This is a genomic window from Bradyrhizobium sp. 149 (genome assembly GCF_023073915.1).
Taxonomy (GTDB): domain Bacteria; phylum Pseudomonadota; class Alphaproteobacteria; order Rhizobiales; family Xanthobacteraceae; genus Bradyrhizobium.
Map to the genome: position 1 here is coordinate 227,138 of NZ_JADPKK010000013.1, position 15,630 is coordinate 242,767.

Annotated in this window: 16 protein-coding genes; 9 read left to right on the forward strand and 7 right to left on the reverse strand. The window is 64.0% G+C overall.

Going from position 1 to position 15,630, the window contains the following annotated elements; all coding sequences use genetic code 11:
* Positions 1-27: 27 nt before the first annotated feature.
* The 6 genes from ccmI to IVA88_RS06520 form a co-directional block, all read right to left on the reverse strand.
* The gene (ccmI, locus tag IVA88_RS06495; RefSeq protein ID WP_247496458.1) at positions 28-1,143 is read right to left on the reverse strand and encodes a c-type cytochrome biogenesis protein CcmI; all 1,116 of its coding nucleotides are present in this window, start codon (positions 1,141-1,143) and stop codon (positions 28-30) included.
* 131 nt (positions 1,144-1,274) lie between these two features.
* Positions 1,275-1,544: a hypothetical protein gene (locus IVA88_RS06500; protein ID WP_247496924.1), complete on the reverse strand. Its 270-nt coding sequence runs from the start codon at positions 1,542-1,544 to the stop codon at positions 1,275-1,277.
* 100 nt (positions 1,545-1,644) lie between these two features.
* Positions 1,645-3,045 carry a hypothetical protein gene (locus IVA88_RS06505; RefSeq protein WP_247496459.1) on the reverse strand — a complete coding sequence of 467 codons (1,401 nt, stop codon included), beginning with the start codon at positions 3,043-3,045 and terminating at the stop codon, positions 1,645-1,647.
* 160 nt (positions 3,046-3,205) lie between these two features.
* Positions 3,206-4,582: a sensor histidine kinase gene (locus IVA88_RS06510; RefSeq protein WP_247496460.1), complete on the reverse strand. Its 1,377-nt coding sequence runs from the start codon at positions 4,580-4,582 to the stop codon at positions 3,206-3,208.
* Between the two features lie 123 nt (positions 4,583-4,705).
* Complete coding sequence (locus tag IVA88_RS06515; protein ID WP_027531116.1) at positions 4,706-5,377, reverse strand: response regulator transcription factor; 672 nt, start codon at positions 5,375-5,377, stop codon at positions 4,706-4,708.
* 231 nt (positions 5,378-5,608) lie between these two features.
* Positions 5,609-5,764: a hypothetical protein gene (locus tag IVA88_RS06520; RefSeq protein WP_007593402.1), complete on the reverse strand. Its 156-nt coding sequence runs from the start codon at positions 5,762-5,764 to the stop codon at positions 5,609-5,611.
* A 233-nt stretch (positions 5,765-5,997) separates the two neighbouring features.
* Between IVA88_RS06520 and IVA88_RS06525 the strand changes: the two genes are divergently transcribed.
* From IVA88_RS06525 to IVA88_RS06555, 7 genes are all read left to right on the forward strand, one after another.
* The gene (locus tag IVA88_RS06525; protein ID WP_247496461.1) at positions 5,998-6,981 is read left to right on the forward strand and encodes a Ku protein; all 984 of its coding nucleotides are present in this window, start codon (positions 5,998-6,000) and stop codon (positions 6,979-6,981) included.
* A gap of 59 nt (positions 6,982-7,040) precedes the next feature.
* Positions 7,041-7,277 carry a hypothetical protein gene (locus IVA88_RS06530; protein WP_247496462.1) on the forward strand — a complete coding sequence of 79 codons (237 nt, stop codon included), beginning with the start codon at positions 7,041-7,043 and terminating at the stop codon, positions 7,275-7,277.
* Between the two features lie 221 nt (positions 7,278-7,498).
* On the forward strand, positions 7,499-7,681 hold the full coding sequence (locus IVA88_RS06535; RefSeq protein WP_247496463.1) for a hypothetical protein: 183 nt from the start codon (positions 7,499-7,501) through the stop codon (positions 7,679-7,681).
* Positions 7,682-7,874: 193 nt separating this feature from the next.
* The gene (locus tag IVA88_RS06540; protein WP_247496464.1) at positions 7,875-8,039 is read left to right on the forward strand and encodes a Flp family type IVb pilin; all 165 of its coding nucleotides are present in this window, start codon (positions 7,875-7,877) and stop codon (positions 8,037-8,039) included.
* Between the two features lie 248 nt (positions 8,040-8,287).
* Positions 8,288-9,880 (forward strand): hypothetical protein, encoded by a 1,593-nt coding sequence (locus IVA88_RS06545; RefSeq protein WP_247496465.1) that lies wholly within the window; start codon positions 8,288-8,290, stop codon positions 9,878-9,880.
* Positions 9,881-10,010: 130 nt separating this feature from the next.
* Complete coding sequence (locus tag IVA88_RS06550) at positions 10,011-11,006, forward strand: glycosyltransferase family 2 protein (RefSeq protein WP_247496466.1); 996 nt, start codon at positions 10,011-10,013, stop codon at positions 11,004-11,006.
* A gap of 8 nt (positions 11,007-11,014) precedes the next feature.
* The gene (locus tag IVA88_RS06555) at positions 11,015-11,698 is read left to right on the forward strand and encodes a class I SAM-dependent methyltransferase (RefSeq protein ID WP_247496467.1); all 684 of its coding nucleotides are present in this window, start codon (positions 11,015-11,017) and stop codon (positions 11,696-11,698) included.
* Between the two features lies 1 nt (position 11,699).
* Here IVA88_RS06555 and IVA88_RS06560 read toward each other — a convergent pair whose 3' ends face one another.
* Positions 11,700-13,283, reverse strand: a complete 1,584-nt coding sequence (locus IVA88_RS06560) for a hypothetical protein (protein WP_247496468.1) — start codon at positions 13,281-13,283, stop codon at positions 11,700-11,702.
* Between the two features lie 59 nt (positions 13,284-13,342).
* On the opposite strand from IVA88_RS06560, the gene IVA88_RS06565 reads away from it, so the two are divergent.
* Together IVA88_RS06565 and IVA88_RS06570 are read left to right on the forward strand one after the other, a co-directional pair.
* Complete coding sequence (locus tag IVA88_RS06565) at positions 13,343-13,765, forward strand: hypothetical protein (RefSeq protein ID WP_247496469.1); 423 nt, start codon at positions 13,343-13,345, stop codon at positions 13,763-13,765.
* Between the two features lie 112 nt (positions 13,766-13,877).
* Positions 13,878-15,533: a thiamine pyrophosphate-requiring protein gene (locus IVA88_RS06570; protein ID WP_256466776.1), complete on the forward strand. Its 1,656-nt coding sequence runs from the start codon at positions 13,878-13,880 to the stop codon at positions 15,531-15,533.
* The last annotated feature ends 97 nt before the right edge of the window (positions 15,534-15,630 follow it).

Below are 15,630 nucleotides of genomic sequence, written 5' to 3' on the forward strand. Positions count from 1 at the left end.
TTCCCTGCTCGTCTCGTCCTGACATCGTCATCCGTCGAGCCCGAGAGTCTTGAGGCCTTCATTGAGCTGACGCAGCCGCGCGGCATCGTTGGCAACCGCCTGGCGTGCATCGGTCGATGCCCCCACCGCCTTGTCGCGATCACCCATCACGAGATAGGCGCGCACCAGGCGCAGCCAACCCTCGATGTCGTCGCCGTTCTGCTTGAGACGCGTGGCGAGCCGTTCGACCATGCCGCGCACCATCGCGTTGCGATCGCCCTCGTTCATGTCCTTGGAAGCTGCGAGGGTCTCATCCGACAGCGCCGGCATCGTAACGCCACCGCCGCCGACCCGCGCGAGCGAGGTCTCCACGAGAGGACGCCACGGCGCATCCGCCGGCGCTTTCGCCAGCAGCGCGCGCCAGATATTGGCGGCATCGTCCTTGCGGCCGTCCTGCTCGGCGGCGAGACCGAGAAAATAGTTCGCCTTGGGGTCGTCGGCGCTGAGCGCGTGCGCGCGCTCGAACTCGGTCTTGGCTTCGGCGGTCACGACGCCGCCGGCGGCGGCCGAGATCGCTTCGCCAAGATCGGACCGGCGCTCCGCGCTCTCGCCATTATAGGTGAGCGAGTTGCGATAGGCGCGCACCGCGTCGTCGAAGCGACCAAGCCGCTCCAGCACGGGCGCGATCACGTTCCAGCCGCGCCCGTCGGTCGGATTCTTTTCCAGATGTTGCTGGACCTGCACGACGAGATTCTCGAGCGACTGCGCCATGCCGGCCCCGGAACCGCGCTCCCGTTGCGCCAGCGGGAAGTCCTGAAGCCTGGGCGAGCCGAGCGGCAGATAGACGCCGATCGCAACCAGCGGCAGGCCGGCAAGCGCCAGCACGGCCGCCGCGCGGCGCCATTTGAGGCTGGATTTCGGTGCCATTGCGGGCTCGCTGCCGGCCGCGGCGAGCAGCCTTCGGCTGACCTCGACGCGCGCGGCCTCGGCTTCGGGCGCTGCGATCAGCCCTGTGGCAAGATCACGGTCGATCTCGGCGAGTTGGTCCTTGTAGACCGCGACCTCGCTGCCCTGATTTTGCGCGCGTCCGCTACGGCCGAGCGGCAGAAGCACGGCGAAGATCGCCGCCACCGTCATCAGCGCGAACACAAACCATAGCGTCATCTGGCAAGCTTCCGGCAGCGCGCGAGCCGCGCCCACAGGTGGCTTTACACCACGGCTGGACGATGCGGCAATTGACAATCGTCAATTCGGCGCGACCGCGCACAGTCCCGAAATGGTGAAAATCCAACGGCTTAGCCGATCTCGAAGTCCGCGCTTTGAGCGGCGTCCTCGCCGTGCCCGTCGAAGGCCCTCAGGAAGTATGTTCCCGGCTCGATGGCGTCGGGCAATCTGATGCGCAACGCCCCGACGGGAACGGGCGATGCAACCCTGGTGACGGTCTCAGGCAACTGCCGACCGCTTGCCTTCTCGACCAGCACCATCTTCGCGCCAACCATCAGCCTTTGATATTTGGCGACAACGACGCGATTCTCGATTTCGATGGAGCTGATAACGGGTTTCATGCGCCCACAGATAGAAATTCCAAAAGCTTGCACGGCGACCGTACGGCCCGTCACCGACACCGTCAACCTCAAATTGTGATTACAAAAATATGCGCCTGGATCAGCTCGCGCGCGACGATTTGCGCTCGCCCGTGGCCGCGTTCTCCGCGGCGCGGCTCATCAGGGAGGCATAATCATCGCCGAACAGCACCTGGCAGAAGCGGATCGCGGCCTGGACCTGCTGCTGCCGATAGGTGCGGACCTTGTGATCGGCGGCGCGCAGCGACTGCACAAGCTGCTCGGTCGAACGCTCGACATATTGCTGGAGGTCGGAATAGGTGCGCAGTGTCACCTCGTTGATCGCAAGCTCGCTCGCATAATTGCGGCAAGTCGCGACAAAATCGATCAGCGCCACGGTTTCCTCGACCTCGGTGCTGTCGATCCGCGCGCCCGGCGGAATGTCCTTCTCGGCGCGCTGGCGCAGGATGCGGCGGACGCGGCCGGGAACGCTGTCGATTTCGGATTGCAGCGCGTTGGAGATGTCGGCCCGGATCGAGGTCAACTGCTTGCCCCAGGCGGAATCGTTGCGCAGGTCGAGCTCGGTGCGCAGGCCTCGGACGCCGTCGTGCAGCGTCTTGAGATTGCCGGCGACGTTGTCGAAATAGCCGCGCTTGATGTCCATGCGCAGGATGGCGGCCACGCAGGACAGATCATGCAGCGCAATCGTGACGGCGACGCCATAGGGCGTAGCCGCGACGCGGATCTCGTCGTCGGACGCGGCAATCTTGATGGCGAGGCGGATGATCTGCCACGGCGCGGTCATCCGCTGCACGACGATCGACAGCGCGAAGGGCAGCATCTGCGGCGTCTGGAGGACGGGAATGTTGAGCGCTGCAGTCACCGAGGCGATCTGGGCATCGCCGAAGGTGCGCAGAGAGCGCGGCAGCTTCTCGCTCAGGGTGGCGATAGCCTCGCGGACCGCGAGCACCGCCCCGGTCGAATAGAGATCCTCGATCACGTTGGGCGGGCCAACACGGGCGAGCGCACGCGACTTGTCACCGCCGCCCGGTCCCGTCAGCTCGAAGATGGCAGCCGCAGCGACCGCCTGGAGCTTCTGCGCCAGCGCTTCGACCTGCCCTGCACTGTCGGCCGGCGTGCGCGCCAGCGCCGCCTCGAATTCATTCAGCTTGTCCGGGGCACCGTCGCGGCCGAGCCATTGCCAGATCGGAGCTAGCGAGGAACGGCGGACCTGTCCGACCCGAATCGGGGCGCCTGCTTCTACCAGAAACGGTTCCAGCACCTGGAACAGCAGCCGCGACAGATCGTCCGTGCGCGGCGGTGGCGCCTCATCGGCTTCAGTCTTGCGGACGATCTTGCGCAGCTGGTCGAGCACGAGGGTCGCCACAGCCGTGTCCTGGCCGCGTTCGAGCGCACGCTCGAACTCCCGCATCAGCAGCGCCTGCGCCTGCGGCGGGAGCTGCGCGAGATATTCCCTCAGCCGCTCGATCGATGTCTGGCTCATGCGCCCGGGTAATGAACGGTAAAATGGCGGACGTGGGATCCGTCCTGCTCGATCATAGGTGGGGTCCACTTAAGAAGCCGTTTAGGACGTCGCTCGGAATACCCCTGGTTTCGTGCGGATCGGTGTGCCGCAAGCCAAATAGTCGCGTCGGAACAAGGGATTATACTCCGGGGAGGACCAGCTCCGCCCGCAGGCCACCAGTCGGCGCGCCGCCAAGCGAGAGGCTGCCGCCGTAGAGCGCGGCGAGCTCGGTCACGATCGACAGCCCCAACCCCGATCCGGGCTTGGACTCGTCGAGCCGCTGGCCGCGCCGTGAGACCTGGGCGCGCTCGGCCTCCGACAGGCCGCGGCCATCGTCGTCGACGATGATACGCAGCCGCGGACCGGTGCTCGCCTGATGCGGCGCTTCCACCAGAACTTCGACGAAGACCCGCGAGGCCGCCCATTTGCAGGCGTTGTCGACGAGATTGCCGACCATCTCCTCCAGATCCTGCCGCTCGCCGCGAAATTTCGCCGACGGATCGGCCTCGGCCTCGACCACGATGCCGCGGCCGCGGTGGATCTTCTCCATGGTCCGCCGCAGCCCCTCGATGGCCGGAGCAACCTCCGTCACCGTCGCGACGATCGATACCCGCGCCGCGATGCGCGCGCGCTCGAGATGATGGGCGAGCTGGTCGCGCATCACGTCGGCCTGCTCCATCACCTTGGCCGCGAACGGATCGGTAGGATGCGCGCCGGCCTCGTTCACGATGACCGAGAGCGGCGTCTTGATGGCGTGGGCGAGATTGCCGACATGAGTGCGTGCGCGTTCGACGATCTCGCGATTGGCGTCGATCAGCGCGTTGGTCTCGCGCGCCAGCGGCGCGATCTCGACCGGGAATTCGCCCTCGAGCCGCTCCGCCCGCCCCGAGCGAATGTCGGCGATGGATTCGGAGATGCGCTTGAGCGGCGCAAGGCCGAAGCGGACCTGGAACACGGTCGTGAGCAGCAGCACGATACCGAGCGCGGTGAAGGTGCCGCCGAGATAGTAGTCGAAACTGCGCGTCTCGTCGAAAATCTCGGTGTCGTCGCCGGCGACACTGACGAGAAATTTGCCGTCCGCGCCGAGATCGACCGGCCGCTCGACCATGCGCAGGTTCTGTCCCTCGGGACCGTCGACATAAGCGATCCGGATGCCGGCGGCGGTGAGCTCGGTGCCCTGCTCTTCCAGCTTCGGCAGCTTCTTGTCCCAGAGCGAGCGCGAGGAACGCACCTCCGGCTTTTCGGTGTCGGTCCGCGTGATCTGCCAGTACCAGCCGGACAACGGCAGCTCGAACAGGGGCTCGCCGAGCGACTGGAACTGGCGGTCCGGCGGCTCGTCGGGGGTGGCGACCTCGGCGATCAGCGTGCGGAGATAGAGATTGAGCCGGCGGTCGAAGGCGCGCTCGGTGGCGTTCTTGTAGACCGACGACAGCACCACGCCGGTGATGGCCAGGATCACCACAAGCCACGCGGTCGCCGACAGGAACAGACGGTTCGCAAGCGAGCTGGCGGGCATCGGAATGATCCCGGAGGCGCGGGGTGGCGTGGCGTCGGAGCTCATGACCCGAACAAGGCCCCTGTCGGGCCGCCCGTCAAGCCAGGATCTCTTTGGAGACAAGATACTCCGAGACAGGACGCTTCAAGCGCCGGGGGCCGGCGGGGTCAGGAGATAGCCGAGACCACGGACAGTCTGGATGATGTCGACGTCGAGCTTCTTGCGGATGCGGCCGACGAAGACCTCGATGGTGTTGGAGTCGCGGTCGAAATCCTGGTCGTAAAGATGCTCGACCAGCTCGGTGCGGGACACGACGCGCCCCGAATGGTGCATCAGATAGGCCAGAAGGCGATATTCGTGCGAGGTCATCTTGACGGGATTGCCTGATACGCTGACCCGTCCGGTCCTGGTATCGAGCGTGACGGGGCCGCAGCTCAGCTCACTCTGGGCATGGCCGGTCGAGCGGCGCAGCAGCGCGCGGATGCGCGCCAGCACCTCCTCCAGGTGGAACGGCTTTGCAACATAATCGTCGGCGCCGGCATCGAAGCCCTGAACCTTGTCGCTCCAGCGGTCTCGTGCGGTGAGGATCAGGACCGGCATGGTGCGGCCGTTGCGCCGCCAGGCTTCCAGCACCGAGATGCCGTCCTTTTTCGGCAGGCCGATGTCGAGCACCACGGCGTCGTAGGGCTCGTTGTCACCGAGATAATGCCCCTCCTCTCCGTCGAAGGCGCGATCGACGACATAGCCGGCGTCCGTCAGCGCCTTGGTGAGCTGGCGATTGAGATCGGGGTCGTCCTCAACGACGAGCAGGCGCACGCTTCTCTCCAGAATTAGGCCGCATGGAACACCCGCACAGATGAGCAATTCCGGCGTGAACTGAATATGAACGCGGGGAACCGGCCGCGTTACTTTTTGGTCATATACGACCTGTTCGCGGTCAACGCACTGCGCCCGCCAAGCCACCGGACGAACCGGCGGCATGGCGGGCGCAATCTGCCGCGTTACGCGGCGAATCGGAAGGTGCGGGCCGTCCGCTCGACGTGCCCGTCAGGTCCGGAAGAACACGAACCAGATGACGGCGAGGATCAGGATCGCAAGCCCGGTGGATATGGCGAGCAGCGCCGCCACCGAGGGCCCGGGCTCGCCCTGGCGCGCCTCGGTCGGAGTTTCCACGATCTGACGTTGGTCTCGCGTGGTTGCCATGGTGACCTCAATCTCTGGCTGTCGCGTCAGATGGCCGCGACCTCCTTGCGGCGGGATGTCCGTGGCAACGCATGATCGGATATGATGTTCCGGCCTTTGGGCCGGATCAGGCCGCAACCGCGCGCCGGGCGGCCGGTTAACGCAGTTGCAAGATTCCGCAATCCGCCTTGCTATGATTCGTTGTTCCCCGATGGTATCTTGGTCTTCTGTCCCCGTTGCGTTTGGAGTAGCCCATGGCCCCCCGCGCCAATTGGAAGGGTTTTCTGCGTTTGTCGCTCGTGACCTGTCCGGTCGCGCTCTATCCGGCCACGTCGGATACCGAGAAGGTCTCGTTCAACCAGATCAACCGCAAGACTGGCCACCGGATCAAGTACCTCAAGGTCGACGCCGAGACCGGTGACGAGGTGACCTCCGAGGACATCGTCAAGGGCTACAAGGTTGACACCGACACCTACATCGAGGTCACCAAGGACGAACTCGACGACATCGCGCTGGAGTCCACGCATACGATCGAGATCGACGAGTTCGTGCCGAAGACCGACATCGACAGCCGCTATCTGATCCGCCCCTATTATCTCGTGCCCGATGGCAAGGTCGGCCACGACGCCTTTGCGGTGATCCGCGAGACGATCCGGAGCATGGACAAGGTTGCGATCGGCCGCGTGGTGCTGACCAACCGCGAGCACATTATCGCGCTGGAGCCGCTCGGAAGCGGCCTGATGGGGACGCTGCTGCGCTACCCCTACGAGGTCCGGGGCGAGAAGGACTATTTCGACGACATCCAGGACGTGAAGCTGACCAAGGACATGCTCGACCTTGCAAAGCACATCGTCGAGAAGAAGTCGGGCGCATTCGAGCCCGAGCTGTTCGAGGACCATTACGAGACCGCGCTGATCGACCTGATCAACAAGAAGCGCAGCGGCGCGCCCATCGCCGCGAAGGCCGCGCCCAAGACCGGCGGCAACGTCATCAACCTGATGGACGCTTTGAAGAAGAGCATCGCGAACGAGAAGGACGCGAGCCCCACGGCCAGGGTGGCCAAGGACACCGTCAAGGACACTGCCAAGGGCAAGAAGCCGAAGAAGCGCGTCGAAGGCCAGCGCGAGATGCTGCTGCCGATCGCCGGCAAGGGCGGCAAGGACATTGCTGCGAAAGCCGCTCCCAAAAAGGCGGACAAGCCGGTGCGCGCGCCGGCGCGAGCGAAGAAGGCCGGCTAGCAGCATCGCACGTTTCGACCGCCCCGTGATGCCTCCCCTCGCCGATCGGCCGACCTGACATGCCCTGGTCGGCCGCGTTCGACGATCCCATTTCCTTGGGTGGCGGGCGCAAGCTGCGGACGCTGCAAGAAGCTGCCGATCACATCATGCGGCTGCCCGAGGACATCCTGCACGCGAGCCACTGGCAGACCGCGATCGAAACCCTGATCAACGCGGCCGAGACCGGCGGCGGCTGGATGATGTTCGCCCGCATCGCGGTGCTGCGGGCGCTGAATGCGGATGGCCGGCGCGCGTGAACCCGGCACCGCACTGGGTCTGCGCTCCTGTCCGCCACCGACCTGCCCGAGAACAGGCTTCGAGAACAGGCTCAACAATCGGTTAAGCAGCACCATCGCTTTCCGCGCCCGCCTGCGGTCGCGGCGACGACACGTAATCGTACGGAAGACAGAATTAACCGCCGGTTCCGGCTACGCACAGCATGGTCGCCCCTCGGTCGAAACCGGGATTTGCAGGGCTCGTGCAGCAGCAAGACGCCAGAAAGAACTACATCGGCATCGTCAACGACACGGCCAAGGAAGAACGCCTCGCCGGCGGCTGCGCGCGGGCGCAGTCGCGCGTGGTGGTCTATCTGGTCGGACGCCTTGCAGCGGTGCTGAAACGCCCCGGCAAGGCCCTGCCGGAACGCCCGATCTCGTCCTAAGGCGGGATGACGACATCACCAAATGCATCCGATTTGGGTGACGAAACCTTAAGTCAATCGATGACAACATATGAAACGACAGGTGAGAACCATCCGACCTGCGTTTTTGACGCGCCCACGAAAAATTAGTGAATCAATTTACCATTCCGAAAACGGCACCAGCCTACGTTGGACGGATGAACAGGAGTTGACGATGACTTTGCTCAAGTCATTTCTTGCCGATGAAAATGGTGCCACCGCCATCGAGTACTGCCTGATCGCCACCGGCATCGCGCTCGCGATCATCACGGCCGTGAACAACACGGGCAGCGCACTCCTGAGCAGCAAATTCGACTCGATCAGCGCCGCGGTGAAGTAGCCGACATAGCCGGCGCGCCACAGTCGGCTCAGTGCGTGTCCGCGCGCCGGTGACGGGCTCCTCTTTGCAGTCGACGTTCCAATACGGATACGCGTTTGGTATTCTCGCTACGGCTTCGCCCGAGGCGGAATTTCCTTGAGCATGCGGCCGCGACCCCCGCTTGATTTTCGCGAGGTTCGCATTATGGCGTTGTGTCGTGCGGCCGCACCATCGTAGAGCGTAAGCTCAAACTCCAGCGGCCCGATGACATGATTCCTTCCGACAAGCCGACCTTGACAATCCGGGCTCGTCTTGGCTCGGACCGATCGGTGGCAATCACCGTTCTTGCAATGCTGGCTGCCGTCTCGTTCCTTCCGGTGCTGCTGACCCCTATCCCCGCGATGGTCGATTATCCCAATCATCTCGCCCGGATGTATATTCTGAGCCAGAACGGCACCCCCGACGCCAATCCGTATTACGAGGTGGCTTGGGCATTCTATCCCAATCTTGGAATGGATCTGCTGGTCCCGCAGATGGCACGGCTGATCAGCGTCGAGACCGCGACACGGCTGTTTCTGCTCCTGAGCCAATTGCTCGTTGTCGGGGGTGCGCTTTTGCTCGAATGGGCCCGGAAGGGACGGGTCCATCTCGCCGGCTTTGCGGCGCTCGCTTTCCTTTACTGTCTGCCGTTCAGCTGGGGCTTCGTGAATTTCGAGTTCGGCCTGGGCTTGGCCCTCTGTGGCATCGCCGTCTATCTGATGCTGGCGGAACGCCCATGGCCGTTGCATTTCGCCGTCAACATTATCTTCGTCGCGGCGCTGTTTGCGGCGCATTTCTTCTCGCTCGGCATCTATGGCGCGACGCTCGGTCTTTACGAGCTCTCGCGCATCCGCCACGAGCGAATGTCGTACGGGGTCACCGTCGTGCGGCTCGGCGCGTTGGCCATACCGGCGCTTGCCCTGTTTATGATCATGCGCATGACCGCGGGCTCGATCGGAAGCGAAGGAACAAGCTGGTTTTTCGGATTCAAGCTGATCTGGCCGCTGCGCATCATGAACGGCTACAATCTGACGGTCGCGGCAACGACCGGGCTGGCGCTGATGGTCGTGCTGCTTTTCGGCGCAAGACGCGGCGTCCTCAAGCTCGACCCGGCCGGGAGCTGGATCGCGATCGGCTTTGCGCTTCTCTACCTGGCCATTCCTTCCAAGCTGTTCGGAACCTCGTTCGTGGACCTTCGCTTGATTCCCGCGGCAGCTTTGATCCTGCCGGCCTTCTGCTCGCTATCGCTGCCCAGCCGGGCATGGAGAATGGCCGCACTCGCCGCGATCAGTGGCATCACACTGATCAATCTCGCCGTCGTCCTCGCGGTATGGTTGCCTTACCGCACCGTCTATGCGGCCTTCATCGAGTCGTTCCACAAGATCGATCGCGGCTCACGCGTTCTCGTCGCCAGTACGGACGACAATGGAGACCCCCCCTTCGCCGACCTCACCTCATATCCGATGTATTATGCGCCGACGCTCGCCGTGCACTATGCCAACGCGTTCGTGCCTAATCTATTCACGGAAGCGGGCAAGCAACCCGTGCGGCCACGCGAGGACGTGCGCCGTCTTGCCATTCCCTACGGAGGACCGGTGCCGCTAGACGTGCTTACCGCGATTGCGGCAAGCCGGCCGCCAGCGGACGTTCCGCCTTTCGTCCGCACCTGGCACCAGGATTACGACTATCTCTATGTCCTCGGGCCGCGGGCGGCAAACCCGCTGCCTGATCTGCTGGAAGCGCTGGACACCTCGGAGCGATTTGTTCTCTACAAGATCCGCCGCAGGTCCCAGGCCGAAGGCGCGGCTGCCCAGCGTGGTTAATCGGGCATCACCATCCGCACCGCCGGTTGGATGCCACCCCGGCGCCCCATATCCTTAACGGTCGTGGCAAGGCCACCTTAACCACCGCCGACATAGACTTCCGCTTCTGCAACGAGTTGGACCCTCTCGCATGGCGGCCAGTTTCCAGTCGATCCGCTACAGCCTCGTCATCCCCGTGTTCAATGAGGAAGCCGTGCTGCCGGTCCTGCTGCGCAGGCTCGACCTGGTCTTGTCCCGGCTCGACGGGCCGGCAGAAGCGATCTTCGTCGACGACGGCAGCAGTGATTCCAGCTCGATCGTGCTACGGGCGCTCGCCACGCGCGACCCGCGCTATCGCTATATCGGCCTGTCGCGAAATTTCGGTCATCAGATCGCCATCACTGCCGGCATGGACGCCGCGCAAGGTGAAGCGATCATCGTCATGGATGCCGATTTGCAGGATCCGCCCGAAGTGATCGAGCAATTGATCGCAAAATGGCAGGAAGGCAACGACATCGTCCACGCCCGCCGCCTGTCGCGCGATGGCGAAAGCCCGTTCAAGCGCGCGACCGCGCATCTCTTCTATCGGCTTCTCGGCAGGATGTCCTCGGTCGGCATCCCCGCCGATGTCGGCGACTTCCGCCTGATCGATCGCAAGGTGCTCGACGCACTTCGGCAGATGCCTGAGCAGGACCGCTTCGTGCGCGGCATGATCGCCTGGCTTGGCTTCCGGCAGACCGAGGTCGCCTTCCACCGCCTCGAACGCGCAGCGGGCGAGACCAAATATCCGCTGTTCAAGATGGTGCGGCTCGCGATGAACGCCGCGCTCGGCTTTTCCGATCTGCCCTTGCGGCTCGCAATCTGGTGCGGATTGACCGTCTCGGGGCTCGCATTGCTCTACGGCGGCTGGGTGGTCCTGTTGTGGCTCAGCAAGGACAGTCATCTCGTCACCGGCTGGTCCTCGACGATGGTCGTCGTGTCCCTGTTGTGTGGAATGAACATGCTGATGACGGGCATCGTGGGGCTTTACGTCGGCCGCATCCATGCCGAGGTGAAACGCCGCCCGCTTTACGTGGTGCAGGCACGCGCTGGCTTCGACCGTAGCGAGGCGGCGGCCGCCCCCGCGATCCACGCCGTCAACGAGTGACCGAGCGCATGACCGAGCTCTTCGACGGTTATCACGACAACTACCGTGACGTGGTCCAATCCTCGATCGACTTCTCCGGCTTGCCGCATCACTTCTTCATGCGCGCCAAGGCCGATCTCCTGGGCAATCTGATCGCACAGCGGCTCGACACGGAGAGGCCCGAAATGCTCGATGTCGGCTGCGGCGTAGGCAGCCTTCATCCCCTGCTGCACGGCATGGTCGGCCGCTTGAGCGGCATCGACGTTTCCTCGGCCAGTCTGGCGCAGGCACGCGCTGACAACGGCTGGGTCGACTACCATGAGTTTGACGGCCGCACTTTTCCTTTCGACGATGCCAGCTTCGATCTGGTCACGGCCGTCTGCGTGATGCACCACGTCGTGCCGACCGAATGGGCGCAATTCATCGCAGAGATGCGGCGGGTGACACGCCCCGGAGGGCTCGTCTGCGTGATCGAGCACAATCCGTACAACCCGCTGACACGCCTTGCCGTCGCGCGTTGTGAGTTCGATCGGGACGCCGTTTTGCTCGGTGCCGGCACAACGCGGAAATTGATGGCTGCCGGCGGCCTGCACGAGATCGGTGCGCGCCATTTCCTGCTGCTGCCTTGGGACACCAAGCCGGCGCGGCGCCTCGAAGATGCTCTCCGCGGTGTGTCGCTCGGCGGCCAATACGCCGCCTTCGGGACCGCTTGATCTATCTTGGCGACGTATCGCGCCGCTTGTGCACGACCGCCACGCCGTCGCTGTAGACGCGCTGCCATTGGGGCAGCCGGTCCAGCATCGCTATCGCCGGCGTCTCCGGCGCGAGCAGCGTCGCGCCGATGTTGTATTCGTCGAGCAACTTGAGAAGATCGCCGAGATCGACCAACGCCAAGGCACGATTGTAGCGGTTGATGAACGCTCCCCCGTACAGTTCGCCGCGACCATCGATAAAGCTGGGAATGCCGGCAAAGATCAAATAGCCCCCGAAGGAATAATCGTTGAGCACAGGCCCCGCCTTGGCGAGGTTGGCTTCAGCGATGGCAGCCTGAGGGGTGATGACCGGAGCCGGCCGTATGTCACGCACCAGTGTCGCCGCGCTCGCCACGATCAACACGCCGAGCGCGGCCAGGTTCAGGCCGCGCGACGAGCCGGCCGCATCCTCCCCGGTCGGTCCGCCGAACTTCCGCCCCAGCGGAGCCGCCAGATAGAGCGGCGCCAGCACGGCCAGCAGATCCGCATTGCGTATCTGGGCCAGCGCGAAATGGAGCAAGCCGATCACGACCAAGGCCCGCACGACCGGCAGCGTCACCCCGCGCGAGAGTGCAAAGATGCCCGCCAGCAGCAGCAACTCGAAGAAACCTATGTGGCTGAAATCTTGCGGCCGCCATTCCGCGATCCAGCCGAGCGCGGGGCCGAGGCCGAGGGTCGTCAGCGGCATCAGCAACGGTTCGGGCCCGTAGGGTGTCAGGCAAGACGCTGCGACTGCGAGCGCCGTGAACGGTAGCCACCGCAGGACCACGCGCGGCCATTCGCTGCGCTTCTCGCGCAGCAGCGCCTCGAGTCCCGCAGGGCCGATCAGTCCGAGAGCCAGCACCACACTGCCGTGCAGATTGGCCCACACGATTAGCAGCGGAAGGGCCCAGTACGGCGGAGGCCCACCACGATCCATGCAGCGCACCAGGGCAGCCGCCCAGGTCACCATCACCGGCAGCACCAATACGTGTGGCCGCGCCAGCATATGCGGCGCCAACAGGATGACGGCCGCGGTCACCATGAGCAGCGTCTGGGTTGGCGAAAGCTCGCGCAGCAGGAAGAACGTGAACAGGCCAAAGGCGAGCGCTATCGCCGCGGCGGCCAAGACGACGACGCCTGGCCAGCCGGCGAGCGCGTAGGCTCCGGCGTAGATGATCTCTGAGAGCCACTCGAAAGTGATCCACGGCGCGCCGTGCATCGAAAAGGAGTAAGGGTCGCTCGCCGGTAGCGTGCCGTGCGCGATGATCCAGCGCCCGACCTCGATGTGGGAATAGCTGTCGGGGTCACTGAGCAGCCGTGGTCCGAGGGTCAGCAGCAGGGAATAGACGCCAATGCTCACCAGCCAGGGGAGCGCCGCGCGCGCCGAGAACGGTTGAATCTCGCTGTGGACGATTTGGTCACTCATGACGAGCGCAAGATAGGGCCCAAGCGTTAAATTCCTCTTTGACTTCACCGCGCCTGGCTTGGTGCGCGGCGGGCCGGTCACGCTTTGTGAACCATAGTCCCGGCTGCGAAATCCGGGCTGCAGCGCTTTGACGACCATGTGAGTCCTGATACCTTTCACACGTCAATCCACCAACCACAGCTGCTTGAAGGGTGCGGATGAGAAGCGTGATGCTTTTGGCTTTCAGCCTCACATTTGTCGGCGTCTGGTCGCAGGACAGCGCGAGAGGACAGACTTCGGCCGGGCCGCCGGTTTCGCTTTCTCCGCCCAATGCATCGCCGCCGCATGCGGGCGCCAAAAATTCCCGACCTCCGCCGGCAGCATCCATCAGAGAAGCTTCGCCGCCGGTGATCGGCGGGCTTCCATCGGCGCCGAACCCGGCCTCCGACTACGATGGCTTCAGCGTAGGCATAGGCGACGACAACGACACCTCAAGTCAGATAGTCCCGTCTGTAAGGTCACGAACGGCAAAGGGTTCCAGGGCCGATCCGGGTACTAAAGGCGCCGCGGCTGAGCAATTGATCGATCAGGAAGACGAGGCGTTGAAACGCAAGCTGATGATCTGCCAAAGCTGCAAGTAGCGGTCGTAGTCCAGCTCGCTGCATAGCTGACCTACCGCGACTCTCATCTGCTCACGCTTTACCCTCTCCCCGATTCCTGATCCTCTCTGCCCAACCAGCCGGAGCAACCGGCCTGCCCAGGGAGAGAGACGCCATGAAGCTCGGCACCGCGATTGCGGAAATCATGAAGCGCGAGGGGATCGAGATCCTCTGCGGCTATCCGGTCAACCATCTGATCGAGCATGCGGCGAAGGCCGATATCAGGCCGATCATGGTGCGGCAGGAGCGCGTCGGCATCCACATGGCGGATGCGATCTCGCGGGTGACATCGGGGCGCTCGATCGGCGCGTTCTGCATGCAGCACGGTCCCGGCGCGGAGAATGCGATGGGCGGTGTCGCGCAATGCTACGGCGAATCCGTTCCCGTGCTGGTGCTGCCGATGGGCTATCAGCGCCGGCTTGCGCATATCGAGCCGAACTTCAATTCCAGCGAGGCGATGAAGCCGTTTTCGAAATCGTCGGAGCCGATCATCCTGGCCGCCGAGGTCCCCAATATTTTTCGCCGCGCCTTCACGAAACTAAAGAACGGCCGCGGCGGTCCCGTCATCGTCGAGATTCCTGCCGACATTTGGAATGAGGAGGTGCCGGAGCCGCTGAACTACACGCCGGTGCTGCGCACCCGCTATGGCGCCGATCCCGTTCATGTGAAGGAGGCAGCCGCGCTGCTCGTCAACGCCAGGCGCCCGGTGATCTATGCCGGCCAGGGCGTGCATTACGCACAGGCATGGCCGCAACTGAAGCGGCTGGCCGAATGGCTCGCCATTCCCGTCACGACCAGCCTCGGCGGCAAATCGTCCTTTCCGGAAACGCATCCGCTCTCGCTCGGCTCCGGCGGCCTTGCGGTGCCGCGCGCGGTGCCGAAGTTCCTGGCCGAGGCCGACGTCATTTTCGGCATCGGCTGCTCCTTCACTGAAACGAGCTTCGGCATCGCGATGCCGAAAGACAAGACCATCATCCACTCCACACTCGATCCGAACCATCTCAACAAGGACGTGGAAGCCAGGATCGGCCTCGTCGGCGATGCCGGGCTCGTGCTCGACGCCCTGCTGGAGGAGATCGGCAGGACCGTCACCGCGGATCGCGATGCATCGGCGATCGCGGCCGAGATCGCGGCCTCGCACAAGGAGTGGCTGGCGAAATGGATACCGAAGCTTACCAGCAATGATGCGCCCTTGAGCCCCTATCGCGTGCTGTGGGACCTGCAACACACCGTCAACATCGGCAACACCATCATAACCCACGATGCCGGCAGCCCGCGCGACCAGCTCTCGCCGTTCTGGAAGTCGGTCGAGCCCCTTACCTATCTCGGCTGGGGCAAGACGACGCAGCTCGGCTACGGCCTGGGACTGGCAATGGGCGCAAAACTCGCAAAACCCGACAAGCTCTGCATCAATGTCTGGGGCGACGCCGCGATCGGGTTCACCGGCATGGATTTCGAGACCGCGGTGCGCGAGCGCATCCCGATCATGTCGATCCTGCTGAACAATTTCTCGATGGCGATCGAATTGAAGGTGATGCCGGTCTCGACTGAAAAATATCGGTCGACCGACATTTCCGGCGACTACGCCGCGATGGCGCGCGCCTTCGGCGGTTATAGCGAGCGGGTGACGAGACCCGAGGACATCATTCCCGCAATCAAGCGCGGCATCCAGAAGACGCAGGAAGGCGTTCCCGTGCTGCTGGAGTTCATCACCAGCAAGGAGACCGAGGTGTCGCGGCCGGGCACGTGAATCCGGCCGGATTTTGGCGGCAAAACTCGCTGCCGCCGGTGCTGGCTCCGGCCGCGGGAGATGTGATAATCCGCCTTGGTGCCGCGCGTCTCGCCGC

Coding starts and splice junctions, on each gene's coding strand:
- IVA88_RS06550 (WP_247496466.1), top strand. CDS start 10,011: ATGGCGGCCAGTTTCCAGTCGATCCGCTACAGCCTCGTCATCCCCGTG.
- IVA88_RS06565 (WP_247496469.1), top strand. CDS start 13,343: ATGAGAAGCGTGATGCTTTTGGCTTTCAGCCTCACATTTGTCGGCGTC.
- IVA88_RS06555 (WP_247496467.1), top strand. CDS start 11,015: ATGACCGAGCTCTTCGACGGTTATCACGACAACTACCGTGACGTGGTC.
- IVA88_RS06525 (WP_247496461.1), top strand. CDS start 5,998: ATGGCCCCCCGCGCCAATTGGAAGGGTTTTCTGCGTTTGTCGCTCGTG.
- IVA88_RS06530 (WP_247496462.1), top strand. CDS start 7,041: ATGCCCTGGTCGGCCGCGTTCGACGATCCCATTTCCTTGGGTGGCGGG.
- ccmI (WP_247496458.1), bottom strand. CDS start 1,143: ATGACGCTATGGTTTGTGTTCGCGCTGATGACGGTGGCGGCGATCTTC.
- IVA88_RS06520 (WP_007593402.1), bottom strand. CDS start 5,764: ATGGCAACCACGCGAGACCAACGTCAGATCGTGGAAACTCCGACCGAG.
- IVA88_RS06540 (WP_247496464.1), top strand. CDS start 7,875: ATGACTTTGCTCAAGTCATTTCTTGCCGATGAAAATGGTGCCACCGCC.
- IVA88_RS06500 (WP_247496924.1), bottom strand. CDS start 1,544: ATGAAACCCGTTATCAGCTCCATCGAAATCGAGAATCGCGTCGTTGTC.
- IVA88_RS06545 (WP_247496465.1), top strand. CDS start 8,288: ATGATTCCTTCCGACAAGCCGACCTTGACAATCCGGGCTCGTCTTGGC.
- IVA88_RS06505 (WP_247496459.1), bottom strand. CDS start 3,045: ATGAGCCAGACATCGATCGAGCGGCTGAGGGAATATCTCGCGCAGCTC.
- IVA88_RS06560 (WP_247496468.1), bottom strand. CDS start 13,283: ATGGTCGTCAAAGCGCTGCAGCCCGGATTTCGCAGCCGGGACTATGGT.
- IVA88_RS06510 (WP_247496460.1), bottom strand. CDS start 4,582: ATGCCCGCCAGCTCGCTTGCGAACCGTCTGTTCCTGTCGGCGACCGCG.